The sequence below is a fragment of the Idiomarina sp. PL1-037 genome (assembly GCF_034422975.1).
GTDB lineage: Bacteria > Pseudomonadota > Gammaproteobacteria > Enterobacterales > Alteromonadaceae > Idiomarina.
The window spans coordinates 2,671,688-2,696,684 of the sequence record NZ_CP139873.1 but is presented as its reverse complement, the minus strand read 5'-3'; the positions used below and the strand labels follow the sequence as shown (position 1 = coordinate 2,696,684).

Genomic DNA, 24,997 nt, shown 5'->3' with positions numbered 1-24,997 from the left:
CACTATGGATTACGCGAATCGTAAGCCAAAGTCGCCGAAACGTAAGCCGACTAAGAAAAAAGGAACCAATAAAAAACAGCAACGCGGCGCAAAACCGGTTGCTGAGCGAAAACCGGTGCCCTGGTTTGTGGTCGCTGTTGCCATTGGTCTCATTGCTTTCTTTGCCTATATTCTGGTGCAAATTAGCGGTAAGTCTGAACAGGTTGAACAGCCGCAGGTGCAACCACCTCCGGCGGACTTATTGCCGAAAAAATCGGCTGAGCGCTGGCGTTATATTGAAGAGTTAAGAAGTAAAGAAGTAGAAGTGGATGTGCCGGAACGTGAAGTGGGTCCACCGAAACTCATGCAATGTGGCTCTTTCCGTCAGCAGGAGGACGCCGAAAGGTTGCGTGCACAAATTGCGATGGCGGGGCTTGAATCTCAGGTACGCTCGACTGAAGGCAGTAACGGGCTTTGGTACCGGGTTATTCTGGGTCCTTATGAAACCAAACGCGATGCCGAACGTGATCGCCATAAATTGCAGCGTAACCAGGTGTTTGGCTGCGCAATCTGGAACTGGAATATCGATTAGTCGATATTCACCATTGAAAAATACGATATAGACCCTCAGATACTTGTCATCGACGTCACTAAGACAAAAAAGAGGGTCTTGATTTGACTACTATCGTATCTGTTCGCCGCGGCGATAAAGTTGTTATTGGCGGTGATGGCCAGGTTTCTCTGGGTAATACCGTAATGAAAGGCAACGCGCGCAAAGTGCGTCGCCTCTACCACGATAAAGTGCTGGCAGGCTTTGCCGGCGGCACCGCTGACGCTTTCACACTGTTCGAACGCTTTGAATCCAAACTTGAGCAACATCAGGGGAACCTGATGCGGGCGGCTGTTGAGCTGGCAAAAGACTGGCGTACCGACCGTGCTTTGCGCCGACTGGAGGCATTGCTTGCAGTAGCGGATAAAGAAACGTCATTAATTATTACCGGTAATGGCGATGTTGTGCAGCCGGAAAATGACTTGATTGCGATTGGCTCCGGTGGGCCGTTTGCGCAGTCGGCAGCAAGAGCTTTGCTGGAAAATACTGACTTAAATGCCCGCGACATTGTGCAAAAAGCACTGACCATTGCAGGCGATATTTGCGTGTATACCAACGGCAACCAGACCATTGAAGAAGAAGAGTCAATTGCTGAAGACAAAACGAAGCAGGGGAAAAAATAAGATGTCTGAGATGACCCCAAGAGAAATTGTAGACGAATTAAACCGACATATTATTGGTCAGGATAAAGCCAAACGTGCTGTCGCCGTTGCCCTGCGTAACCGCTGGCGCCGGATGCAGCTGGACGACGAGCTGCGTCAGGAAGTAACACCTAAGAATATTTTAATGATAGGCCCTACCGGTGTGGGCAAGACGGAAATTGCCCGTCGTCTGGCTAAATTAGCGAGAGCGCCTTTTATTAAAGTTGAAGCGACTAAGTTCACGGAAGTAGGTTATGTGGGTAAAGAAATTGAATCCATTATTAAGGATTTAACTGACGTTGCTGTGAAACAAACGCGCGAAGAAATGATGCAAAAGGTACGTTACCGTGCTGAAGAAGCGGCGGAAGAGCGTATTCTTGATGTACTGCTGCCACCGGCGAAGAAGTCTTCTTCTGGTTGGGCTCAGCAACAGGAAGAGACACCGGAAAACGATGACCAACGTGGCACGCGCCAGGTATTCCGTAAGAAATTGCGTGAAGGCCAGCTGGATGACAAAGAAATAGAAATTGATTTAGCTATGCCACAAATGGGTGTTGAAATTATGGCACCGCCGGGCATGGAAGAAATGACGTCGCAATTGCAGAACATGTTCCAGAACATGGGCAACGACAAGACCAAGGCGCGCAAAATGCGCATTAAAGACGCTTACAAACAGTTGGTTGATGAGGAAGCTGCGAAGCTGCTGAATCCTGATGACGTTAAAGAAGCCGCTATTGAGTCTGTTGAGCAGAACGGCATTGTCTTTTTAGATGAAATTGACAAAATTTGTAAACGCGGTGATACCAGCGGGCCAGATGTTTCCCGCGAAGGTGTGCAGCGCGACTTACTGCCGCTAGTTGAGGGGACTACAGTCAATACCAAGCATGGTATGATAAAAACCGATCATATTCTGTTTATTGCCTCTGGTGCATTCCAGATGAGCAAGCCGTCAGACCTTATTCCTGAATTACAGGGGCGTTTGCCTATTCGGGTTGAGCTGGAAGCACTGACCAGTGGCGACTTTGTACGCATTCTGACCGAACCAAGCGCGTCGCTGACCACTCAGTATCATGCCCTGCTGAACACTGAAGGCGTTGAGGTGAGCTTTACTGAGGAAGGTATCCAGCGCATTGCTGAAGTGGCATTCCATGTAAACGAAACCACAGAAAATATCGGTGCGCGTCGCTTGCATACGGTGCTTGAGCGCTTAATGGAAGAAATTTCGTTCCATGCAACTGACCACAGCGGTGAAAAGCTGGTTATTGATGCCGACTACGTGAATCAACATGTTGGTGAGTTGTCACAGGACGAAGACCTAAGCCGCTTCATCCTGTAAAAAGACTCTGCAGAAATTGTAGAGCTAGAAAGCCGTTGCAAACTCTCCGGGTGGCAACGGCTTTTTGTTGCCCTGAATTTGGCGTTCAATAAATTGCTCGGCAAATTGCAGACGCATTGGCGGTGAATAGAAATAGCCCTGCATCATGTCGCAACCCAGCATTTGCAACATGTCCTGTTGTTCTTCGGTTTCAATTCCTTCGGCAATAACGCGTTTACCCAGACCGTGAGACAGGCGGATCATGGCTTTCAGAATGGTGACATCGTTATTGTTTTGCTGCAGTTCGTTGACAAAGCTGCGGTCTATTTTAATTTTGTTAATTGGTAAGGAGCGAAGGTAAGCCAGTGAGGAATGGCCGGTACCAAAGTCATCAATAGAAATACCAAACCCCATTTCCCGCAAGCGCTGGATAACGCTCATGCCATTGTGTAAATCGGACATGGCAACATTTTCGGTAATTTCAAGTTCCAGCCAATCGGGAGAAATACTGTAGTCTTCCAGTAGTTGCTGCATTTTTTCTATTAACTGAAAATGCTGAAATTGCGGCGCGGATAAATTCACCGCTATGGGCCAGCAGAGACCAAACCTTTGTTTCCAGGAGGCAAGGATAGCCGCCGCATTATTAAGAACCCAGTCATCCAGTTCAGTGGAAAGCCCCAATTGCTCAATATATGGGAGAAACTCTGCCGGACTCAGCAGGCCGCGCTCTGGATGTTGCCAACGGATAAGGGCTTCAAAGCCGCAAAGTTGTTGATGGTCAAAATCAAACTGAGGCTGAAGATACAGAGTGAATTCATTTTCCCGCATCGCGCGTCGCAAAGTTGGTTCCATATCAACCAGATAGGAGTACATCTCATCCATACCCCGTTCATAAACGGTAACACTGGGTTGATGTGACTGCTTTGCCTGAGTCAACGCAATGGTTGCTTTGTTGAGCAGAGCTTCTGAGCGACTGCCGTGCTGAGGGTAACGAGAAATACCAATACCAGCAGCAACATTTAGCGTTTTCTCACCCACCTCAATTGGCTTACTCAGTGTGTCCTGAAGCTCTGCAGCCAAATCTTTTATAAGACTTCGGCTTTTTAAGTGATCAAAGGCAAGAGCAAAGACATCGCCGCTAATGCGGGATACCGCCAGAGGCTGTTTGCTAAAGTTTTGCAGGCGTCGCGCAATTTCTTTTAAAACCTGGTCTCCACCGCGAATACCAATAGTCTCGTTAACCACCTTAAAGCGACTGATGCCAATAAGCATGATGGTTAACTGGCGGTTGTTGCTGCGGCAATACTCGATGAATAGCGGAATTTTACTGACCAGCTGATCGCGATTAGAAACTCCCGTCAGTGCGTCATGGGTGTGCAGATACTCGGCTCTTTGAATGGCGTGCACGGCGGTATTACGTTCAGACTCCAGTAGCCAAATAATGATGCCGACAATGATGGCTGCAACAAGTATAACGGTGAACAGCGCCTGAAAGCTGAGGAGCCAGTCAATGGCGTTGCCGGGCAAGAAGAAAATAGCGCCGAGTACAATAAAGTTTTTAAAACCAATACTGAAGAAACCACCGGATACCAGTTTTGGCCCGAGACCGTTCCCTAGCTTGCGCCACATAAACAAGCTGACCGCTACTAAAACGGAGCCTGTGACCAGAAACCTCATAAACCCGGCATTAGGCGTGCTACCAGCGTAGCTGATGGTTGGTTCCAGCCAAAAGTACGAAATAACGCCGCCCAGTAGAGAGACTGTATAAGCTATGTATTGCCAGTAGTTTTGTGGTTTTTTATTAAAAACGGCGCAAGAGGCTCCTAAGGCAACAAAAGAAATGGCGAGGTACTGAAAGGTTAAAGCAACCCCCTGTAAACCATTGGACCAGCTAAGCGCAGACTCGGGCGCAACCATGGCGCTACCGGCCAGGAAGGCTCTGATGATTTCGCCAGGACCGAATGCACAGCAGGCGAAAGCCCAGTAGCCTAGATAATCGCGCTGATAGTATCTATGGTAATACATCAGTAAGGCGGCAAATCCGAGCAGGAAAACTGCCTGTATTGAATGCGCAAAGGTCTCTATAGCCAGACTGGTCATGAGGTCAAGCTGGGGCATGAAAATAGCAATTCACTTTATTATTATTATGGTTGGTTAGATTAAACGGGTTTTTACTCTATAATTCAAGGGTTTCGTTGTCGCTATCAGGTTACTTTTGTCCGCACCGGATAGAAGGTATACTGCCAGCTACTGCTACAGCAACGTCAGGAATGCAATCATGGAATACAACACTTCAGAACTTTGCGATTTATACCCCGATATGGTCGATGTGGTTGAACCCATGTTTGAGTCTTACGGAGGCCGCAGCTCTTTTGGCGGAAGCTTGGTTATTATCAAGTGTCACGAAGATAAAGGGTTAATTGAGGAAACCCTTGCTGCCGACGGTGGTGGTAAGATTTTATTGATTGATGGTGGTGGCTCATCACGCCGCGCTCTTATTGATGCTGCCATTGCTGAGCAAGCCATGGATAATGACTGGGAAGGCATCGTCTGTTACGGCGCCGTGCGCGAAGTTGACGCGTTGGAAGAGCTGGATATTGGTATTCTGGGTGTTGCTTCTATTCCGGTTGGCGCTATTAGCGAGGGCGTGGGTGAGCTGAACGTACCGGTAAATTTTGGCGGCGTAACCTTTTTGCCGGAAGACCACCTGTATGTTGATACTACTGGCGTTATCTTGTCTCCGGAACCATTAGATATTGAATGATGAGTGACATCTCTTACTTAGAACTGACTGACCCGGCAAAATGGGTCACGGTACGTGAGCAGGAAACTAAAATTGGTCAGGCTATTCGGGGGCTCTCTGAAGAGGGTACTTACGAAGAGAGTCTGGCGGCAGCCTGGGGCGACGGACAGCGTGTAGCGCTAGTGGGTATTCCCGAGAGTATCGGTGTGCGAGCCAACCTTGGTCGCGCTGGTGCCGATGACGGCTGGCAGGCTTTTTTGAACAGCTTCCTTAACTTGCAGAAAACGGGGCTACTTTCTACGCACGAACTGTTGTTGGTTGGAGCGGTTAATTGTGACGACTTAAACGAAAAGGCCGCTGAACTCGATGCTACAGACGCTCATGATCTTGCTACTTTACGGGAGCTGTGTGCGCAGGTTGATGCCCGCGTCGAGAACATTCTGACACCGTTGTTCGAGCAGGGTTTTGAGGTCATTGTTATCGGCGGGGGGCACAATAATGCGTATCCGCTGCTGAAGAGTTTGCATAAAGTGACAGAGGAAGCTTGTGGTGCGGTCAATTTAGACCCTCATGCAGACTTCCGTCCGCGCGAAGGCCGCCACTCGGGCAATGGCTTTAGTTACGCTTACATGGAAGGTGCATTGGAGTTTTACCATATTGTTGGCCTGCATCAGGGCAAAAACTCCGCCAGCAGCCTAAGGCAACTGCAGGATGCCGGTATGCGTTACCATACCCTGCACCGCTTATATGAGCGGTCATTTGTCGAGGTAATGGACGAAGTGGTCGCGAAAGCCGTGTCCTGGCAGCGACCGCTGGGTATTGAAGTTGATGTTGATGCCTTAAATGCCGTACCGGCTAGTGCTGTAAACTATGTTGGCTTAAGTCTGGGCCAGGGTTTTCAGTACGTTAAGCGTTTAGCTGAGGTGAACGAAGCGCGTTATTTACACCTTGCCGAAGCCGCGCCGTCATTGTGCAGTGCAGGCTTCGACGAAGGTATGAAAATATGCGGACAGTTGCTTAGCGAGCTGACCACGGCTTACTTACACGGTCGTGAGCGACGCCGTTAAACCACAAGGTTTTTAGCGGGTTCACGCCAAACTGGTAAGTGAGCTCAGCGGCGTCTTTGCTATTCCATAGTGCTAAATCTGCGTAACAGCCTTCTGCAATAACGCCGCGTTTTGTCTCGCCTAGAGCCTTGGCAGCATTAACCGTTACTCCGCGCAAACACTCTTCCGGGGTCATGTGGAAAAAGGTCGCAGCCATTTGCTGCATTAAAGGTAGGTTGTGAATCGGCGATGAACCCGGGTTTGCATCGGTGGCAATGGCCATGGGTACAGAATGTTTTCGCAGTAACTCAACCGGCGGCTTTTGCGTGTCACGCAGGAAGTAAAATGCTCCGGGCAATAACACCGCCACAGTGCCATTTTCAGCCATGGCTTTCACACCCTCTTCATCCAGTTGTTCAAGATGATCAGCCGATAAAGCCTGATAGTCTGCGGCCAGTTTAGCACCTTTCTGATTGGTGATTTGCTCGGCGTGAAGCTTAATTGGTAGCCCTAACTCTTTTGCTGCTTTAAACACTTTTTCGGTTTGTGCAGGGCTAAACCCAATGCTTTCACAAAAGGCGTCAACGGCGTCGACCAAGCCTTCATTAGCCAGCGTCGGTAAAATGTTTTGAATAATTTCTTCAATATAGCCGTCGGCGTTCTCATTGAACTCTGGTGGTATCGCATGAGCCGCCAGCAGGGTGGTTTTGATGTTCACCGGTAACTGCTCGGCTAACTGACGCGCCACGGTTAATTGTTTGCGCTCGTTCTCTAAGTCCAGACCATAACCGGACTTCACTTCTATGGTCGTCACCCCTTGCGACATAAGTGTTTCTGCGCGCTCTAGAGCCAGTGTCAGTAACTCTTCTGCTGATGCCTCCCGAGTGGCTTTTACGGTGCTTTTGATACCACCGCCCTGCTCGGCAATTTCCTGATAGCTGGCACCATGCAGACGTTGTGCGAATTCGTTGGCGCGGGACCCGGCCCAAACCAGGTGAGTGTGACAATCAATTAACCCGGGAGTCAGCAGGCCGCCGTTACCGTCAATCACTTCCGCAGTCGGGGTAGCGGGGGCGTCAAAAGCAGCACCCACAAATTCAATTTTGCCCTTATTAATAATGACTGTAGCGCCCTGGATAAGGCCATAACCCTTATCATCCTTCATTGTCGCTGCGTTGATATTTTCTATGCGTTGCATAACAGTCCTTTAAGGTTGGTTCTGATAAAAGAGTAGCAAAAGCTGCTTGTATATACAATTATTCTGAACTAGACTTTTAACCTCAAAAATATCGAGTCATGTCATTTACATGTTGGGATCGGAATGAATAAATTCTTAAAGATAAAACAGCATATTTATCTGAAGATAGAATCCGGTGAGTGGCCTGAAAACCACCCCGTCAGTTCAGAAAACGCGTTGTCAGCGCAGTTTTCTGTCAGTCGAATGACGGCAAGGCGCGCGCTACAGGAGCTGGCCGACGAAGGCCTGGTCATTCGTACCCAGGGCTCTGGTACCTACGTTGCGCCAATTAAGTCACAAACCTCTTTTATGGCCATTCGCAATATTGCCGATGAAGTGCGTTCACGTGGTCACGACTACCGCGCCAAAGTGCATATGCTGAAAGAACAACCAGCCTCAACTCAGGTAGCTGAAGCGCTGGAGCTGGAAGAAGGCAGCCCGGTGTTTCATTCGTTAATCACCCATTTCGAAAACGACCTGCCGGTGCAGCTGGAAGAGCGTTTTGTTAACCCGAAACTGGTTCCCGACTATCTAAAGCAGGACTACAGCAAGGTGACTCCGCACGAATATTTATGCGTGGTCAGCCCGCTTACCGAAGCCAGTCATCAAATTGAAGCTATTCTGCCGGTCAATACTCTCTGCCAATACTTAAGTATCGACCGTCACGAACCTTGTCTCAGAATTTTGCGCCGCACCTGGAGCTCAGGTGGCGTGGTGACTTTCGCCACGCTGACTCACCCCGGCTCCCGTTTTAAGTTAGGCGGCCATTTAACCTTTAAGGAGTAAGTCATGTCATTCACCCGTTTGGATAAAAGTCGCAAGATAAGCGCACCTCATGGAACCGAGCTAACCACCTGCAACTGGCAGGTAGAAGCTGCAAAGCGGATGCTGATGAACAACCTTGATGACGAAGTTGCCGAACACCCACAGGCGCTGGTCGTTTATGGTGGTATCGGGCGTGCTGCGCGCAGCTGGGAATGCTATGACAAAATTATTGAAACTTTAGAGCGCCTGAAACCAAACGAATCTCTCCTGATTCAGTCGGGTAAACCGGTGGGTGTATTTCCGACTCATGAAGACGCGCCGCGTGTATTGATTGCGAACTCTAACCTGGTGCCTGAATGGGCAAACTGGGAGCACTTTAACGAGCTCGATAAAAAAGGCCTGATGATGTACGGGCAGATGACCGCGGGCTCGTGGATTTACATTGGCTCACAAGGCATTGTGCAGGGCACTTACGAAACCTTTGGTTCGGTCTCGCGTCAGCACTTTAACGGTGACGCAAAAGGTAAGTGGGTACTTACTGGTGGCCTTGGCGGCATGGGTGGTGCTCAGCCATTGGCGGCAACCATGGCCGGTTTCTGTATGCTGGCGGTTGAATGTGACGAGTCACGTATCGATTTCCGTTTGCGCACCGGCTATGTGGATCATAAAGCCACTAACTTAGACGATGCGTTAAAACTGATTCATGACGCTATGGCAAAAGACGAAGCGATTTCGGTCGGCTTACTGGGTAACGCTGCTGATGTTTATGCGGACTTGCAGCAGCGCGGTGTAACGCCGGACGTAGTGACTGACCAGACCTCAGCCCATGACCCTCTGCATGGTTACTTGCCACAGGGCTGGACACTGGAACAATACAAAGCCAAGCAGGAAAGCGATGCCACCAGCACGGTAACTGCCGCGAAAGAATCTATGGCGGTACAGGTGCGCGCTATGCTGCACTTCCAGAAAGAAGGTGCGGCAGTACTGGATTACGGTAACAACATTCGCCAGATGGCCAAAGACGTTGGTGTTGATAACGCCTTTGACTTTCCGGGCTTTGTACCCGCTTATATTCGTCCGCTGTTTTGTGAAGGTATTGGCCCATTCCGTTGGGTAGCGCTTTCCGGTGACCCGGAAGACATTTACAAAACCGACCAGAAGGTCAAAGAACTGATTCCGGATAACGAGCATTTGCACAACTGGCTGGATATGGCCAAAGAACGCATTAGCTTCCAGGGTCTGCCGTCACGTATTTGCTGGATTGGCCTCAAAGACCGTGCCCGCATTGCCCGTGCGTTTAACGACATGGTCAAAAGTGGTGAGCTAAAAGCACCGGTCGTTATTGGCCGTGATCACTTGGATTCTGGATCCGTTGCCAGCCCTAACCGTGAAACCGAAGCTATGCAGGACGGCTCTGATGCAGTATCGGACTGGCCGTTGCTGAATGCGTTGCTGAATACCGCTGGCGGCGCGACCTGGGTTAGCCTGCATCATGGCGGCGGCGTGGGTATGGGTTACTCACAGCACGCCGGTGTGGTCATTGTAGCCGACGGCACCGAAGAAGCCGAAAAGCGCTTAAGTCGCGTGCTGTGGAATGACCCAGGTACGGGCGTTATGCGTCATGCCGATGCCGGATACGATATTGCGAAAAACTGCGCCCGTGAACAAGGGCTTGATTTACCTATGCTGGATACGAAGTAAGGAGGTTGCATGAGTCATTTTGAATTACAGCCAGGACAGTTGCAGTTAAGTGAACTGCGCAACTGGTTTTATCAGCACCAGACGTTAAAGCTGTCTGATGAAGCGAAAGACAACATTGCGACTTCGGCGAAAACCGTTGCGGATGTGCTGGAGCAGGGCCGTGTGGTTTACGGTATTAATACCGGCTTTGGGCTACTGGCTAATACTCGTATTCCTCCGGAGCGTCTGACCGATCTTCAGCGCCGTATTGTGTTATCGCACGCCGCCGGCACCGGTGACTTAATGGAAGACGCGGTTGTACGCTTAATGCTGCTGCTGAAAGTAAATTCCTTGTCGCGCGGCTTTTCGGGCGTGCGTCCGGTGCTCGTTGATGCGCTGATCAAGCTATTGAACGCCGAAGTGTACCCCTGCATTCCGGAAAAAGGTTCCGTAGGCGCATCGGGCGATTTAGCCCCGTTAGCTCACATGGTATTGCCGCTAGTAGGCGAAGGTACGGTGCGCCATAACGGCGAGGTACTAAACGCTGAAGAAGGTCTTAAAATAGCGGGTATTGAGCCCTTTGAGCTGGCGCCGAAAGAAGGTCTGGCTTTGCTGAACGGCACTCAGGCATCAACCGCGCTGGCCTTAGCAGGTTTGTTCCGCATTGAACGTAACTTCCATGCCGCCATTGTGGTGGGTGCGACCTCTGTTGAAGCCGCTATGGGCTCGCGGGCGCCGTTTGATGAACGTGTACACGCCGTGCGCGGACAGCCGGGGCAAATTAAAGCGGCGGAAATGCTGCGTCATGTGCTGACTGACAGTTCTGAAATTGCCAAAGACCACGAAGACTGCGAGAAAGTGCAGGATCCGTATTCTCTGCGTTGTCAGCCTCAGGTTATGGGGGCGGTTTTAGACCAGATTGAGCATGCCTCGGGTATTTTGGTGCGCGAAGCTAACGGTGTTACTGACAACCCACTGGTGTTCAGCGAAGAGCAGGACATTATTTCCGGTGGTAACTTCCACGCAGAGCCAGTCGCTATGGCAGCAGACATTCTGGCTATTGCTGCCAGCGAAATTGGTGCTTTGTCAGAGCGTCGTAGTGCCCTTCTGATAGACAGTCACTTGAGCAAGTTGCCAGCATTTCTGGTAAACGACGGTGGGGTTAACTCGGGCTTTATGCTGGCGCAGGTTACCGCAGCCGCACTGGCTTCAGAAAATAAAACCCTGGCTCATCCTGCGTCGGTAGATAGCCTGCCAACTTCAGCAAATCAGGAAGACCATGTGTCGATGGCAACTTTTGCAGCACGCCGGTTAACGGACATTGCTAAAAACGTCAGCGATATTATTGCCATTGAATGGTTAGAAGCGGCCCAGGGTCTGGATTTCCGTCGTCCGTTAAAAGGGGCGGCGGCTGTTGAAACAGCGTTTAACTGCTTACGAGAGCAAGTAGCTTACTATGCTGAGGATCGTTTCTTTGCGCCGGACATTAAAGCGGCCAGTGACCTGATTCAAAACGGCGAGTTAGCGGCAGTAGTGAAACTTCCGCATATTTTGTCCGAAGCCTGATTATGCGGGCTAGTCCCGTTTTGCCAGAACCACAAAGCGGCCGGTAAATTCTGCTACCGGCTGCTCTTCGTCCAGTATCTGAGCTTTAATCGTCAAACGCGCATTTTTCCCTTGTTTTAACGCGGAAAAGTCACCGGTCACATCGCTCAAACGCGCTATTGCCCGAGGTTCCTGGGTAACCGGCTTGTGATAATGAATGTTGCCATCGCCTAATACCACGGCTCCTTCCAGTTCCCGCTCTAACAACTGTAAATGCAACAGTCCCCAGCAGGTTAAAGTACCCAGTGAGTAAATGCTGCCGGCAAACATGGTGCCGTGTACATTAATGTTGCGCGAGAGTACTGCGCGGGTTTCGAATACACGGCCCGTGTACTGATGGATTTTAATGCCCATGGCATCGGAAATAGGAATGTCTTCCTGCCAGGTTTTTTGTAGCTCGGCGCACCATTCTGGCCGGTAAATAATGCGGTTGTACTCAGTAAAGGACTTACGTAAATGATGTTCTGCCATCGGGTTATTTACGGTATCGGCTTCTTCCGCCACCTCGTAGCCACACTTCTTATAAAAGCCAATGGTGTTGTCGCGTGAGTTGATAACCACATGCGTTGCGCCTTCTTTTCGCGCAGCAAGCTCAAGAGCGTAAATAATAGCGACCCCGTGCCCTTCCCCTCGGTATTCGGGAGCAACCGCCATAAAGCGTATTTGAGCTTCTTCCGGACTGTTAAAGTGAAGACGGCCAACTGCAACGGCTTCCTCAGCTTCATTCACGACCATTCGGTGATGACCCACTTGATCGTATTCGTCTTGTTCAGAGCCCAGTGGCCGTTGAAAAGGCTCGCGAAGAACCCGCCACCGAAGATAGTAATATCGTTCAATCTGCTCGTCTGTTTCCGGAGTCATAACGCGATACATAGGTGTTACACCTTCAATTCAAATGTGACCGGGCCGTCATTGACCAACTCAACCTGCATATCTGCTGCAAAGCGTCCGGTTTCTACTGGCAAGCCTTGCGCAGACAGTTGTTCACAAAAAACCTGATATAAATGCTGTGCCTGGTCGGGCGTCGCTGCTGAAGAAAAGCTGGGACGCCGACCCTTACGAGTATCGGCCGCTAAGGTGAATTGAGAAACTACTAAGACTTCACCCTGCGCATCGATAACACTATTATTCATTTTGTCTTCAGCGTCACTGAATACGCGATAATTGGCTATGCGCTGAGCTAATTTGGCAGCACTGGCTTCGTCGTCTTTGTGTTCAACACCTAATAAGATTAACAGCCCCGGCCCGATAGAACCGGTCAGTTCATCGGCAACAGTGACTTTGGCACGGCTAACCCGCTGAATGAGTCCGATCATGAATATATACCTTTCAGAAACAGAACGGCTATGGTCGGTGAAAACTCTGAACAGGTCAATCAGACTTCGGTTCAGCTTGTTGTAACTGGTATTCCTCTAAACTCACTGTTAAAACGGCACCAATAAGTACGATTAACCATGACAGATATATCCATACGATAAGAATCGGAATGGTTGCCAGTGCGCCATAAATAGCCTGATAAGTCGGGAAAAAAGTAATGTACAGGGAGAATAACTGCTTACTTAGTTCGAACAGAAGTGCCGCAATAACCGCTCCAAAGGCCGCATAGCGAAATTTAACCTGACGATTTGGTACCAGTTGATACATCAAAACAAAGAACACAAACGAAGTAACAATTGGTACAAACCACAGAACAAAATTCTGCACGCCGGATACGTATTCGTCGGCGAACTGACTGAGTGAAATAAAATAAGATGTTGCGGCGAGTCCTGAGCCTATCAGAACCGGGCCTAATGTCAGCAGCATCCAGTAAACGGCAAAAGACACCAACCAATGGCGTTTGCTTGAGTCCCGCCAGATATTATTCAGCGCTTTATCAATGGCCGACATGAGCATAATGGCGACAATAAACAGGAAACCGACACCGATGGCTGTCATTTTAGAGGCATTGGTCACAAACTCGTTAAGGTATTGCTCCAGCTGTTCACCCGAGGTGGGGAGTAAGTTAGCAAATATTGCCTGTTCCAGATTTTCCTGTAACTCTTCAAACATGGGGAAAGCTGAAAAAACCGTGAACATGACAACTAAAAGGGGTACCAACGACAGCATGCTGACGTAGGTCAGGTGGCCTGCGGTGATATTGGTATTGTCGCTGTTAAACCTTTTTCCAAAGTACTTTAGAAAGCCTAAGGTGTGGTTGAAATACGATTTCCATTCAATTTGCTTCATGGTGTATTGAGCTAATCCAGTTTTATTCACGTAGGAAAGTAATAACTATCATGATAGAGAGTAGTGCAAATGGCAATGGTGGTATTAGGTGCCGGCGGAGGATTAGGCCGGGCAATCACACTGGAATTAAGCAAGCAATATCCCGATGAGACCATATTCGCGCTGTCGCGGCGGGCTGAAGTGTCGGAATCGGAATCGACAGACGTAACGTATTGCCAAATAGAAGACTATGATGAGAAAACGCTTGGTGACTGGGTTCGTGAGTTTAAAAATAAGGATGAACAGCTCAGTGGCGTTATCTCAACTATAGGCATGTTACATGACGAAGAAACGTTTCCGGAGAAAAAACTCACCGATATAACGGCAGACAATTTGAATAAGTTATTTTCCGTTAACGCAGTGAAACCCATGCTGGCTCTTAAGGCCTTTCTACCAATTCTTGACAGAAAGAAAACCCGCTTCTGGGTACAGTTGTCAGCAAAAGTCGGCAGTATTGAGGATAACTATTTAGGCGGCTGGTATGCCTATCGCTCAAGCAAGGCCGGGTTAAATATGCTATTGAAAACAGCTTCAATAGAGTTGAGGCGTACTCATAAAAGCCTGACGGTGGCGGCAATACACCCGGGCACAACCGATACCCGCTTGTCGGAACCTTTTCAGGAGCGAATATCTGCCGACAAACTGTATTCCCCGGAACTCTCTGCGGAGCGCATTGTGGCTGTTGTAAAAGACTTAAAACCGGAAAATACCGGAGCGTTATGGCACTGGGATGGCAGCCGTTTACCTTACTGATTTAGTTTGCTTTTTTTAAAGGAATGTCTCTTAATTGGTAAGAGGCATGTTAAGTGCAAGGAGAACACGATGTTATATATTTTAGCCATTTTGCTTCCACCCATCGCAATTTTACTGACGGGTAAAATCTTTCAGGCGATATTCAATGCAATTATCGCCATTGTCGGCGTGGTGCTTTTTATTGTTTCGCTTGGTGCTCTGGGCGCTCTTTATATTATCGCTATTCTTCACGCGATTATTGTCGTGCATGGCTATCACCGTGACAAACGCGACGAACGCTTAATTAAAGCCGCGCGAGGTGAAAAATGAGTAAATGGATATTAGCTGTTGTTGCGGTTATCACGCTGTCGGCTTGCCAAAGTGCTTACTACGGCACTATGGAAAAGTTTGGTGTAGAAAAGCGCGATATATTAGTCGATAGAGTGGATGATGCTCGTGACTCCCAGTCAGATGCGCAGGAGGAGTTCCGTTCGGCGCTTGAACGTCTGGATTCCATGCTGAATATTGACGGTGGTAAGTTGGAAGAACAATACAATGCGCTACGCGACGATTACGAAGACAGTAAAGATGCAGCTGAAAAAGTCCGCAGTCGTATCGATGAAGTTGATGAAGTAGCCAATGACTTATTCGATGAATGGAGCGAAGAGCTGGGTGAATACAGTAACGACAACATGCGCCGTGAAAGCGAGCGACAGTTGCGGGAAACCGAGCGTCGTTATGCTGAACTGTTAAGGGTTATGGAGCGTGCAGCGGACAAGATGCAGCCGGTTCTGGATAAAATGCAGGATAACGTGCTTTATCTGAAGCATAACCTGAACGCCAAGGCGATTGATGCCATTCGTGGTGAATTCAGTAATCTGCAAAGCGACATTTCCGTATTAATAGAAGATATGGAAGCGGCCGTAACTGAATCGAACCGCTTTATTGAAGCCATGAAAGACTCTCAATCTTAATGAGCAGGAGATAATATGACCGTTTTATTTATTGGTGGCAGCCGCCGTAAAGATTCACTTAATACCAAATTGAAGCACCGTTTAGTCGAAGTGGCTGATAAACACGGCATTCGTCATGAACTGGTTGATGCTGATGCGCTTGACGCGCCAATTTACCATGGTGACTTAGAAGCTGCCGACGGTGTGCCTGAGTCGATGAAAAGTCTGGGCGAGAAAATTCAGTCCGCATCTAAAGTGGTGTTAGTTAGCCCAGAATACAATTCGTCGGTGTCGCCGCTGATAAAAAATGCGATTGACTGGGTGTCCCGACTTGATAGTAAAGCTTGGGCCGGAAAAACTGTGCTGCTGGCTGCGGCCTCTCCCGGTGGTTTAGGTGGTTTACGAGCCGTCAGTCATTTACGCGATATTCTTGCCAATGTTCAGGCTTGGACGGCACCTCTGTGCGCAAGTTGCCCTAATGCCAGCGATGAGGCCATTGCGGCAATGGACGAAGGTTTTCTGAAACAATTTTTAGAGCAAGGAGAGGGCTAGTTAGTGATTTACTGGAAGATACTTTTCAGTCTTTGACCCGCGGCGTACACCGTAAATACAGTGGCTGGCGCCGCAGCCGCGGAGACAGTAATGAGCCTTAGCGTTTTAATCCATTAACGTAGCTATCGATTGCCTGGTTGCCATACTCAACCAGAGGAAAGTAATCAGGCGCGAGTAGCCAGTTGTAAATAAGGCCGTCGACCAGAGAGAATAAGCCAATAACCGCCACGCGTGAGTGGACTGTCGGTGCAAGTTCATTCCTTTTTACCGCAGTTTCAAAAAGCTTTTCGACATCGCAAATACATTCGTTGCGGCCGCTTATATGTCTTAATTTAATTGGGTTTACTTCGTCAATGTATTCACATTTGTGTAAAAGAATACTGGCTAAGGAACGGACCTGATCGTCGTCCTGCACACGGCGAATAAACTCTTTAGAGCGTTCTTTGACTTCAATTAATGGATCAAATTCGGAGCCTTCAGCAACTTGTTCCCGCATTTCATCAAATGGCAACTTAATGCGCCCCATAAGAGACTCAATTAAGTCCATTTTATTTTCAAAATGATGGTAAATTGCACCGCGAGTAACGCCAGCTTTCTCCGCCACTTGCATCATCGACGTTTGAGTCACACCTTTTTCACTGAATAAAGCTTCAGCAGCATCTAACAACTTGGCGCGGGTCTCCATTGCGTCTTCTTTTGTGCGTCGAACCATTTTGGGCTCCTATTTCTTAACATCCGTTCATTATTATAACGGTTTTTCCGTAATCATGCACCTATGTATGTATATTCTGATACAAGGATTTTAAAACAAATAGGGAAAAGCGGTTGTGGAATGGGTATTCGACCCTAATAATAAGGGTATACATTTAGTAAAAAACGTTGAGGTGTGTGATGAAAAACGAACTTGATAACAAACTGATGTTGGATGCGTACGAAAAGATCCACACTCATGGTGAAGCTCGTCAGGGTCGCCATTATTTAGACGGCATAGAAGCTTATACCGATCACGACGGTTATACGGTATTTCTGGAAGGGCATGGGGTTACGCTCACCCTGCAGTTCCATAATTCGTACAATCTAAAGTATGACAATGAAAGACAGTACGATCAATTCATACGGGCTCTTAAAAACATCAGCAAAGGGTATGAAACGCCGGGGCTAGAGAGAGGATGAGTCTGGATAAAGCTTACACCGTAAAGGAAGAGGTGGCTCATGCGTTGACTCACGGCGTCGGTGCTGTTTTGAGCATTGCAGCTTTAATTGTCATGTTGGTATGGACTGCCGCCTATGGTGATGCGTGGCATGTTGTTGCTTCAAGCATCTACGGTGCGAGCCTTATTCTGCTTTATACCGCCTCAACGCTTTATCACGCGTTCCCCTGGCCAAGAATGAAAGCTGTATTCCAACAGCTTGATCATGCCGCCATTTACATTCTAATTGCTGGTACCTATACGCCATTTGCCTTAATTAACTTGAGAGGCGGATGGGGCTGGACGCTATTGGGTGTGGCCTGGGGCATTGCTTTGCTGGGCGTGATTCTTGAGCTCGGTATGAAAAGGCGAATTAAGTGGTTATCGCTCAGCTTATATCTGGGAATGGGCTGGATGGCGTTAATTGCCATTAAACCGATGCTTGATAACGTTGATAGTGGCGGTTTGATGTTGCTGGTAGCCGGGGGTTTGGCTTATACGTTAGGCGTTATTTTTTATGTGTGGAAGTCGTTGCCTTATCATCATGCTATCTGGCATTTATTCGTGTTGGCTGGCAGTGTTTTCCATTTCTTTTCAATTTTCTATTTTGTGCTGCCGCAACCGGAATTGCTTAGCGTCGGTTAACTTTTAGCTGAATTACAGACATAAAAAAGCCCGCTAATTTTGAAGTGACCCCATAAAGTTGGACTCATTTCTAGCGGGCTTTTTTGATTACAGACTGAGTCGTCTATTAACCGTTTTTCGGCTCACGACCTAAACGTTTACGATCATTCTCTGTCAGTGCGCGTTTACGAATACGAATAGACTCTGGTGTCACTTCGACCAGCTCATCATCGTTGATAAACTCAAGCGCCTGCTCCAGTGTTAAACGAATTGGCGTACTCAGCGTCTGCGCTTCATCAGTACCTGATGCACGAACGTTGGTTAGCTGCTTACCTTTCAGACAGTTTACTGTCAGGTCGTTTGAACGGTTATGAATACCGATGATCTGGCCCTCGTAAACTTCATCGCCGTGCGATGCAAATAATTTACCGCGTTCCTGCAGGTTAAACAGTGAATAAGTCAGAGCTTTACCCTGGGCATTAGAAATCAGTACACCGTTAACACGTTGACCAATAGTACCGCCTTTGTGCGGACCGTAGTGGTCAAAAGTGTGGTACATCAGGCCTGTACCTGAAGTCAGTGTCATAAACTCTGTCTGGAAACCAATCAAACCACGGCTTGGTACTTCAAAGTCAACGCGGACGCGACCTTTGCCGTCAGGCGTCATGTTGGTCATTTCGGCTTTACGCAAGCCTAATTTTTCCATAACGGCACCCTGATGCTGCTCTTCAATATCAACCGTCAGAGTTTCATAAGGTTCCATTTTCTTATCATCTTCGTATTTGATGATAACTTCCGGACGAGAAACGGCTAATTCAAAACCTTCGCGGCGCATGTTTTCGATAAGAACACCTAAGTGAAGCTCACCACGGCCTGATACGCGGAAACGATCCGGGTTGTCAGTCTCTTCAACGCGTAATGCAACGTTATGAACCAGTTCTTGCTGCAGACGTTCAAGAATCTGACGAGAGGTAACAAACTTACCTTCTTTACCTGCGAAAGGTGAGGTGTTGACCTGGAAGGTCATAGTTACCGTTGGTTCGTCCACCGTCAATGGCTTCATGGCCTCGGCTTTACCAACCGCGCAAACGGTGTCAGATATTTTAAGTTCGCCCAGACCCGTAATAGCGCAAATGTCGCCTGCTGCTGCTTTGTCGGCTTCAATGCGATCCAGACCTAAGTAGCTAAAGACTTTACCAATTTTGCCGCTGCGTTCTTTGCCGTCAGCACCAACAATAGTGACTGGCTGGTTAACTTTAACACTACCACGGGTAACGCGGCCGATACCGATAACGCCCAAGTAACTTGAGTAATCCAGTTGTGACACCTGCATTTGCAGGTCGCTATCAGGATCAGCATCTGGATGGCTTACTTTGTCAACGATGGTCTCGAACAATGGTGTCATGTCACCATCTTGCTCATCTATATCCAGGGATGCCCAGCCATTAAGTGCTGATGCGTAAACCACGGGGAAGTCTAGTTGCTCATCTGTAGCGCCCAGGTTGTCAAACAAGTCAAATACTTGGTCCATAACCCAGTCCGGACGAGCACCTGGACGGTCAATTTTGTTAATAACAACAATTGGATTCAAACCGTGAGAGAAAGCTTTCTGCGTGACAAATCGAGTCTGGGGCATAGGGCCGTCAACAGCATCAACCACCAACAATACCGAGTCTGCCATAGAAAGTACGCGCTCAACTTCACCACCGAAATCGGCGTGTCCTGGTGTATCCAGAATGTTGATGCGGTAATCCTGCCAGTTAACCGCTGTGTTTTTGGCAAGAATAGTGATGCCACGCTCTTTCTCAAGATCGTTGGAATCCATAATACGGTCTTCTATTTCGCCACGGCTTTCTAAAGTGCCAGATTGTTGCAACAATTTGTCGACTAGCGTGGTTTTACCATGGTCAACGTGGGCGATGATCGCGATGTTGCGTAGTTTTTCTATATCAAATACCTGAATTGTCATTAAGAACTGCCTGTAGTTGTCCGGGAATGGAACCCCGGGCAGGGGGTTTTATGAAAAATAGCGGCGTATTCTACCTTTTTGAGTTGGATTAAGAAAGGGCTGATTGTTTTTTGTTCGTTATATTTTTATGACGTTATCTCAAATCCTCACTTTTGCACCAAATTTGTGCGTTATGCGCTATACTGGTGCGTATTAGTTTAGGCGTCATCGTGTTAAATAAACTAACTTTATGAATATAAACAAAAAAGTCAGTTGGCACAGGCTTTGCTATACTCAAGCTGTATTTTTAGACGCTGTCTACGGAGGACAACATGTCAGCTAATAAGATTTTCGATACCATCAAAGAACACGACGTTAAATTCGTCGATTTACGCTTTACTGATACTAAAGGTAAAGAGCAACACGTCACTATTCCGGTGTCGCAAATCGATGAAGACTTCTTTGAAGAAGGTAAAATGTTCGATGGTTCATCTATTTCCGGCTGGAAAGGCATTAACGAATCAGACATGGTACTGATGCCAGATAATGAGTCTGCTGTTCTGGACCCATTTACTGATGAAATTACCCTGAATGTCCGTTGTGACATTCTTGAGCCCGAAACCATGCAAGGTTATAGCCGTGACCCTCGCTCAATCGCGAAACGTGCGGAAGACTTCCTGCGTTCATCAGGTATTGCAGATGACGCTTACTTCGGTCCGGAGCCTGAGTTCTTCCTGTTCAACGACGTGCGCTTCCATACTGATATGAGTGGCTCGTTCTATAAGATTGACGCAGAAGAAGCCAAGTGGAACTCTGGTCGTGAATATTCAGAAGGCAACATGGCTCACCGACCTGGTGTAAAAGGCGGTTACTTCCCGGTACCTCCGGTAGACTCAGCGCACGACATTCGTGGCACCATGAGCTTAGTAATGGAAGATATGGGTATGGTTGTTGAAGCCCATCACCACGAAGTCGCAACAGCAGGTCAGAACGAAGTGGCTACTCGCTTCAACAGCCTGACTAAAAAAGCAGATGAAATGCAAGTTTATAAGTATGTCGTGCACAACGTTGCACACTCTTACGGCATGACCGCAACCTTTATGCCGAAGCCTCTGGTTGGCGATAACGGCTCTGGTATGCACGTGCATATGTCTTTGAACAAGGGTGGTGAAAACTTATTTGCCGGTGATCAGTACGCGGGTTTGAGTGAAACGGCGTTGTATTACATTGGTGGAATCATTAAGCATGCTCGTGCCATTAACGCTTTTGCAAACGCCTCTACTAACTCGTATAAGCGTCTGGTTCCTGGTTTTGAAGCACCGGTCATGCTGGCTTATTCAGCCCGTAACCGTTCGGCTTCTATCCGTATTCCATTGGTTTCCAGCGCGAAAGGTCGCCGTATTGAAGTGCGCTTCCCTGACCCGAGTGCCAACCCATATCTCGCCTTTACAGCCTTATTAATGGCTGGTCTTGATGGTATCCGTAACAAGATCCACCCTGGCGATGCTATGGACAAAGATTTATACAATCTGCCGCCTGAAGAAGCGAAAGACATCCCAACTGTTTGCCACTCACTGGAAATGGCTCTGGATGCGCTGGACAAAGATCGCGATTTCCTGAAACAAGGTGGCGTTATGGATGACGACATGATTGATGCTTACATCGATCTTAAATACAACGAAGTAGAGACATTGAAGAAGACTACCCACCCGGTAGAATTCGATATGTACTACAGCGTTTAATGGTTCCTGGCCGGGTAAGGTGTCTTGCCTTATCCGGTTGCACCAAATTGGTGCGTAATTTATCCTGCCTTCGTGAACGATACTGCGCTACTTAACCAACTACTCACAGGCATACTCATCCTCGATGATCGCCTGACCATCCGTTACGTCAATTCGTCTGCTGAATCTTTGCTCGATCACAGTGCAAAGCGCCTGTTGGGCGAACCTTTCTCCGCGGCGTTTTATCAATGTTCGCTGGCGTCAGAAACGCTGATGGAGTGTCTGAATAACGAACAAACGGTATTGAATGCGGAAGCTCAGTTCGCGCTGCATTCCGGGCACAATATTCGGGTGGAAACCAGCATTCAGACAGTGGAGCAACCATTTGGACGTGCTTTGCTGCTGGAATTAAAACAAGTAGACCAGTTGCGGCGAATAAATCAGGAAGACCAACAGCGTAATCAGCTATTCGCTACCCAGCATTTATTGCGTGGTATGGCGCATGAGATTAAAAACCCGTTGGGGGGCTTACGCGGTGCAGCACAATTATTGGCGAGGCAACTGCCGGACGAGAGCCTGACAGAGTATACGGACTTGATCATCAGCCAGTCGGACCGGTTAAGGTATTTGGTCGACAGGTTACTTGGGCCGGAAAAAAGGGGTGAATCGAAGGAAACCAATATTCACGAAGTACTGGAGAGAGTCGCCAGAACCTTGGGGTACGAATATGGTGATTCGCTGAATTTAGTCCGGGATTATGACCCGTCGCTGCCGGGTATTCAGGTGGTTGCGGAAGCTTGTGAGCAGGTATTTTTGAACATTGCCCAAAATGCAGCACAAGCGATGTCCGGCGAAGGCACTATTACAATCAAAACCCGGGTGGAGCATCAATTGACTCTGTTTGGACAGCGCTATCGGCAATGTGCAGTGGTTACTTTGACCGATAATGGACCCGGTATTCCGGCAGAGCTGCGCGATACCTTGTTTTATCCGTTAATAAGCGGCCGTGCCGAAGGAACCGGGCTCGGCTTGTCGCTGGCACAAAACTTGGTGCATCAGCATAAAGGGAAAATCGATTTTGATTCCAGTCCCGGGACAACCCGGTTTTCAGTGTATCTGCCTTATCTTTCTGCAGAAAATGGTAATGAGGTGACGGATGACCACTAATGCTCAGTTATGGATAATTGACGACGACGACTCGATTCGCTGGGTACTGGAAAAAGCCTTTGCCGATAGCCGTTATCATGTGCGCAGTTTTGCCAATGGTGAGGACTTTTTCACCGCATTAAAGAGTGATAAACCAACTGTTGTGCTCACCGATATCCGTATGCCGGGTGAAAACGGCCTCGCAGTACTGGAGCGGCTGCATCAGACTCAGGAGCATCTGCCGGTTGTTGTTATGACCGCACATTCTGATCTTGAAACAACAGTAAAAGCGTTTCAGGGCGGTGCATTTGAGTATCTGGCGAAGCCTTTTGATATTGATGAAGCCATTACCGCCGTTGACCGTGCTCTGCAGCATGCCAGACAAAGTGAAAATGCCCCCGCGGAAGCGGATGCAAATTCAGTTCCCGAACTTATTGGCGAAGCCACGCCTATGCAGGACGTGTTTCGTGCTATCGGACGCTTGTCGGGCTCAAGTGTTAGTGTGCTGCTTACCGGAGAAACTGGTACCGGCAAAGAAGTTGTCGCGCGTGCTCTGCATAAACACAGCCCACGGGCCGGCAAACCTTTTATTGCGCTTAATATGGCAGCAATACCGGCCGATTTAATTGAGTCGGAACTGTTCGGGCATGAGCGAGGTGCCTTTACCGGAGCCGATCGGAAACGCGTTGGGCGGTTTCAGCAAGCCGACGGTGGTACTTTGTTTCTGGATGAAATTGGTGATATGCCGTTACCGGTTCAGACCCGGCTGCTGCGTGTTCTGGCCGAAGGACAGTTTTACCCGGTAGGAGCGCTACAACCGGTAAAAGTGGATGTGCGTGTTATTGCTGCGACTCACCGGGAGTTAGAGCATCTGGTTAACCAGGGCACATTCCGGGATGACCTTTATCATCGGCTTAATGTTATTCGACTGCGGCTGCCGCCTCTGCGTGAACGAGCGGAAGACATTGATACTCTCGCCAGACACTTTCTTAAAAAATCGGCGGAAGAGTTAAATGTCACGCCTAAAACCTTGCTCGATGAAACGCTTAGCACACTTAAGGAGTACAATTGGCCCGGCAATGTCCGACAGCTTGAGAATACTTGCCGTTGGTTAACGGTAATGGCGCCCGGGCAACAAATTAGTTCCCAAGATCTGCCTGAAGACATTCTTGTGACCTCGGAACCTGCTCCGGCAGAGCCAGAAGGTGAACTTACCTGGTTACACTCGTTGCAAGCCGAGCTTGAACTGCAACCGTTAAACTCGCAGGATGTTCTGCAAAGTTATCAGCAGAAGCTGGAGCAGGTGGCGTTACAGACTGCGTTAAAACGTTTCTCCGGACATAAACAAAAAGCAGCCGCATGGCTGGGCTGGGGAAGGAATACCTTAACCCGAAAATTGAAAACTCTGTTAAAGTAAAAGTTATGTAAAGAGGGTCGTATCCACCCCCGGCATTTTGGATCATGGATTTATTTCTGGAGAGAACAACAAGTTATGAGACATTCCGTACTACTCATTGACGATGATACTGAAATGTCTGTCATGCTGACAGAACTGTTTAAACGTGAATCTGTGGATTTAAGTGTCGCTGAAGATGGTGTCACTGGTCTTGATAAAGCACTTAACGGTGACTACGAACTTATTTTGCTGGACGTAATGTTACCCGGTATTGATGGTATGCAGCTTTTGCAACGGTTACGCCAACAGCACCGTGATACCGCCGTACTGATGTTGACGGCTCGTGGTGACGATGACGACAGAGTTATGGGGCTGGAGCTTGGTGCAGATGATTATCTGCCAAAACCTTTTAACCCTCGCGAACTGATTGCCCGTGTAAGAGCTCTGCTGCGTCGCACGCCAAACACGACCATGCAGAATGAAAGCCTGAATGTTTGCGGTATTGTGCTGGATCCCGATACTACCGAAGTGAAATGCGATGACGCTGAACTGATATTGACGCCAACTGAGTTTGATATTTTGCGTTGCCTGATGCAGCAGGCCGGGCAAATGGTTAGTAAGGATCAGCTGTCGGTTGCGGCACTTGGACGGAAAATGGAACCTTTCGACCGCAGTCTGGATGTGCATATTAGTAACATCCGGAAGAAATTCCCGGCAAAACCTGATCGTATTCAAACCATAAGAGGTCGCGGCTACCGACTGATTGCAAGCTTATGAAAAACCGGCGTACGCGGTGGTACCGATCGCTTGCTCTGAGATTACTTTTCATTTTCTGGGCGCTGCTTTCGG

At 48.5% G+C, this 24,997-nt stretch carries 25 protein-coding genes; 18 read left to right on the top strand and 7 right to left on the bottom strand.

All coding sequences use genetic code 11. The annotated features are described in order from the left end of the window. Positions 1-4 precede the first annotated feature (4 nt). The 3 genes from U0358_RS12690 to hslU all read left to right on the top strand — a co-directional run bounded on the left by U0358_RS12690 (position 5) and on the right by hslU (position 2,566). Complete coding sequence (locus U0358_RS12690; RefSeq protein WP_317497699.1) at positions 5-571, top strand: SPOR domain-containing protein; 567 nt, start codon at positions 5-7, stop codon at positions 569-571. A gap of 83 nt (positions 572-654) precedes the next feature. Next, complete coding sequence (hslV, locus tag U0358_RS12685; protein ID WP_011235683.1) at positions 655-1,212, top strand: ATP-dependent protease subunit HslV; 558 nt, start codon at positions 655-657, stop codon at positions 1,210-1,212. 1 nt (position 1,213) lies between these two features. After that, positions 1,214-2,566 (top strand): ATP-dependent protease ATPase subunit HslU, encoded by a 1,353-nt coding sequence (hslU, locus tag U0358_RS12680; protein WP_317497698.1) that lies wholly within the window; start codon positions 1,214-1,216, stop codon positions 2,564-2,566. A gap of 24 nt (positions 2,567-2,590) precedes the next feature. On the opposite strand, the gene U0358_RS12675 is transcribed toward hslU, so the two are convergent. Next, on the bottom strand, positions 2,591-4,663 hold the full coding sequence (locus U0358_RS12675) for a putative bifunctional diguanylate cyclase/phosphodiesterase (protein ID WP_322406502.1): 2,073 nt from the start codon (positions 4,661-4,663) through the stop codon (positions 2,591-2,593). Between the two features lie 160 nt (positions 4,664-4,823). On the opposite strand from U0358_RS12675, the gene rraA reads away from it, so the two are divergent. Then, positions 4,824-5,309, top strand: coding sequence for a ribonuclease E activity regulator RraA (gene rraA / locus U0358_RS12670; protein WP_317497696.1), 486 nt, complete (start codon positions 4,824-4,826; stop codon positions 5,307-5,309). Then, positions 5,306-6,355, top strand: a complete 1,050-nt coding sequence (locus tag U0358_RS12665; protein WP_322406501.1) for a formimidoylglutamase — start codon at positions 5,306-5,308, stop codon at positions 6,353-6,355. Before rraA ends, U0358_RS12665 begins: the two co-directional genes overlap by 4 nt. Here the strand turns inward: U0358_RS12665 and hutI are convergent. Then, positions 6,306-7,532: an imidazolonepropionase gene (hutI, locus tag U0358_RS12660; RefSeq protein ID WP_322406500.1), complete on the bottom strand. Its 1,227-nt coding sequence runs from the start codon at positions 7,530-7,532 to the stop codon at positions 6,306-6,308. The genes U0358_RS12665 and hutI overlap by 50 nt on opposite strands. A gap of 123 nt (positions 7,533-7,655) precedes the next feature. On the opposite strand from hutI, the gene hutC reads away from it, so the two are divergent. From hutC to hutH, 3 genes are read left to right on the top strand one after another with little or no spacing between them, the layout of a single operon-like run. Then, on the top strand, positions 7,656-8,357 hold the full coding sequence (gene hutC, locus U0358_RS12655) for a histidine utilization transcriptional repressor HutC (RefSeq protein WP_317497693.1): 702 nt from the start codon (positions 7,656-7,658) through the stop codon (positions 8,355-8,357). 3 nt (positions 8,358-8,360) lie between these two features. Beyond that, positions 8,361-10,037 (top strand): urocanate hydratase, encoded by a 1,677-nt coding sequence (gene hutU / locus U0358_RS12650; protein WP_322406498.1) that lies wholly within the window; start codon positions 8,361-8,363, stop codon positions 10,035-10,037. 9 nt (positions 10,038-10,046) lie between these two features. Next, positions 10,047-11,582, top strand: a complete 1,536-nt coding sequence (gene hutH, locus U0358_RS12645) for a histidine ammonia-lyase (protein ID WP_322406497.1) — start codon at positions 10,047-10,049, stop codon at positions 11,580-11,582. Between the two features lie 9 nt (positions 11,583-11,591). On the opposite strand, the gene U0358_RS12640 is transcribed toward hutH, so the two are convergent. From U0358_RS12640 to U0358_RS12630, 3 genes are read right to left on the bottom strand one after another with little or no spacing between them, the layout of a single operon-like run. Beyond that, complete coding sequence (locus tag U0358_RS12640; protein WP_317497690.1) at positions 11,592-12,494, bottom strand: bifunctional GNAT family N-acetyltransferase/hotdog fold thioesterase; 903 nt, start codon at positions 12,492-12,494, stop codon at positions 11,592-11,594. Between the two features lie 5 nt (positions 12,495-12,499). Next, positions 12,500-12,937, bottom strand: a complete 438-nt coding sequence (dtd, locus tag U0358_RS12635; protein ID WP_317497689.1) for a D-aminoacyl-tRNA deacylase — start codon at positions 12,935-12,937, stop codon at positions 12,500-12,502. Between the two features lie 55 nt (positions 12,938-12,992). Then, a complete protein-coding gene (locus U0358_RS12630) occupies positions 12,993-13,847 on the bottom strand; it encodes a virulence factor BrkB family protein (protein WP_322406496.1) in 855 nt (284 codons plus the stop codon). Between the two features lie 69 nt (positions 13,848-13,916). Here U0358_RS12630 and U0358_RS12625 point away from each other — a divergent pair, with 69 nt between their 5' ends. The 4 genes from U0358_RS12625 to U0358_RS12610 all read left to right on the top strand — a co-directional run bounded on the left by U0358_RS12625 (position 13,917) and on the right by U0358_RS12610 (position 16,123). After that, positions 13,917-14,639, top strand: coding sequence for an SDR family NAD(P)-dependent oxidoreductase (locus tag U0358_RS12625; RefSeq protein WP_322406495.1), 723 nt, complete (start codon positions 13,917-13,919; stop codon positions 14,637-14,639). A 69-nt stretch (positions 14,640-14,708) separates the two neighbouring features. After that, positions 14,709-14,948 (top strand): YqaE/Pmp3 family membrane protein, encoded by a 240-nt coding sequence (locus U0358_RS12620; protein ID WP_317497686.1) that lies wholly within the window; start codon positions 14,709-14,711, stop codon positions 14,946-14,948. Next, positions 14,945-15,592, top strand: a complete 648-nt coding sequence (locus U0358_RS12615; protein WP_322406494.1) for a DUF2959 domain-containing protein — start codon at positions 14,945-14,947, stop codon at positions 15,590-15,592. The genes U0358_RS12620 and U0358_RS12615 overlap by 4 nt, the downstream gene beginning before the upstream one ends. A gap of 15 nt (positions 15,593-15,607) precedes the next feature. Further along, positions 15,608-16,123, top strand: coding sequence for an NADPH-dependent FMN reductase (locus U0358_RS12610; protein ID WP_317497684.1), 516 nt, complete (start codon positions 15,608-15,610; stop codon positions 16,121-16,123). Positions 16,124-16,220: 97 nt separating this feature from the next. Here U0358_RS12610 and U0358_RS12605 read toward each other — a convergent pair whose 3' ends face one another. Beyond that, the gene (locus U0358_RS12605) at positions 16,221-16,835 is read right to left on the bottom strand and encodes a TetR family transcriptional regulator (RefSeq protein ID WP_322406493.1); all 615 of its coding nucleotides are present in this window, start codon (positions 16,833-16,835) and stop codon (positions 16,221-16,223) included. A gap of 179 nt (positions 16,836-17,014) precedes the next feature. Between U0358_RS12605 and U0358_RS12600 the strand changes: the two genes are divergently transcribed. Both U0358_RS12600 and trhA read left to right on the top strand, forming a co-directional pair. Beyond that, entirely contained in the window at positions 17,015-17,296 is a 282-nt protein-coding gene (locus tag U0358_RS12600; protein ID WP_153850151.1) for a DUF3081 domain-containing protein, read from the top strand. Then, complete coding sequence (trhA, locus tag U0358_RS12595) at positions 17,293-17,958, top strand: PAQR family membrane homeostasis protein TrhA (RefSeq protein WP_322406492.1); 666 nt, start codon at positions 17,293-17,295, stop codon at positions 17,956-17,958. Before U0358_RS12600 ends, trhA begins: the two co-directional genes overlap by 4 nt. 106 nt (positions 17,959-18,064) lie before the next feature. On the opposite strand, the gene typA is transcribed toward trhA, so the two are convergent. Beyond that, on the bottom strand, positions 18,065-19,906 hold the full coding sequence (gene typA, locus U0358_RS12590) for a translational GTPase TypA (RefSeq protein ID WP_317497681.1): 1,842 nt from the start codon (positions 19,904-19,906) through the stop codon (positions 18,065-18,067). Between the two features lie 311 nt (positions 19,907-20,217). Here typA and glnA point away from each other — a divergent pair, with 311 nt between their 5' ends. The 4 genes from glnA (at position 20,218) to U0358_RS12570 (ending at position 24,925) form a co-directional block, all read left to right on the top strand. After that, the gene (glnA, locus tag U0358_RS12585) at positions 20,218-21,627 is read left to right on the top strand and encodes a glutamate--ammonia ligase (RefSeq protein ID WP_317497680.1); all 1,410 of its coding nucleotides are present in this window, start codon (positions 20,218-20,220) and stop codon (positions 21,625-21,627) included. Positions 21,628-21,699: 72 nt separating this feature from the next. Further along, complete coding sequence (glnL, locus tag U0358_RS12580) at positions 21,700-22,773, top strand: nitrogen regulation protein NR(II) (protein WP_317497679.1); 1,074 nt, start codon at positions 21,700-21,702, stop codon at positions 22,771-22,773. Then, on the top strand, positions 22,763-24,169 hold the full coding sequence (ntrC, locus tag U0358_RS12575) for a nitrogen regulation protein NR(I) (protein ID WP_317497678.1): 1,407 nt from the start codon (positions 22,763-22,765) through the stop codon (positions 24,167-24,169). Before glnL ends, ntrC begins: the two co-directional genes overlap by 11 nt. A 75-nt stretch (positions 24,170-24,244) precedes the next feature. Further along, on the top strand, positions 24,245-24,925 hold the full coding sequence (locus U0358_RS12570) for a response regulator transcription factor (RefSeq protein ID WP_317497677.1): 681 nt from the start codon (positions 24,245-24,247) through the stop codon (positions 24,923-24,925). Positions 24,926-24,997 lie beyond the last annotated feature (72 nt).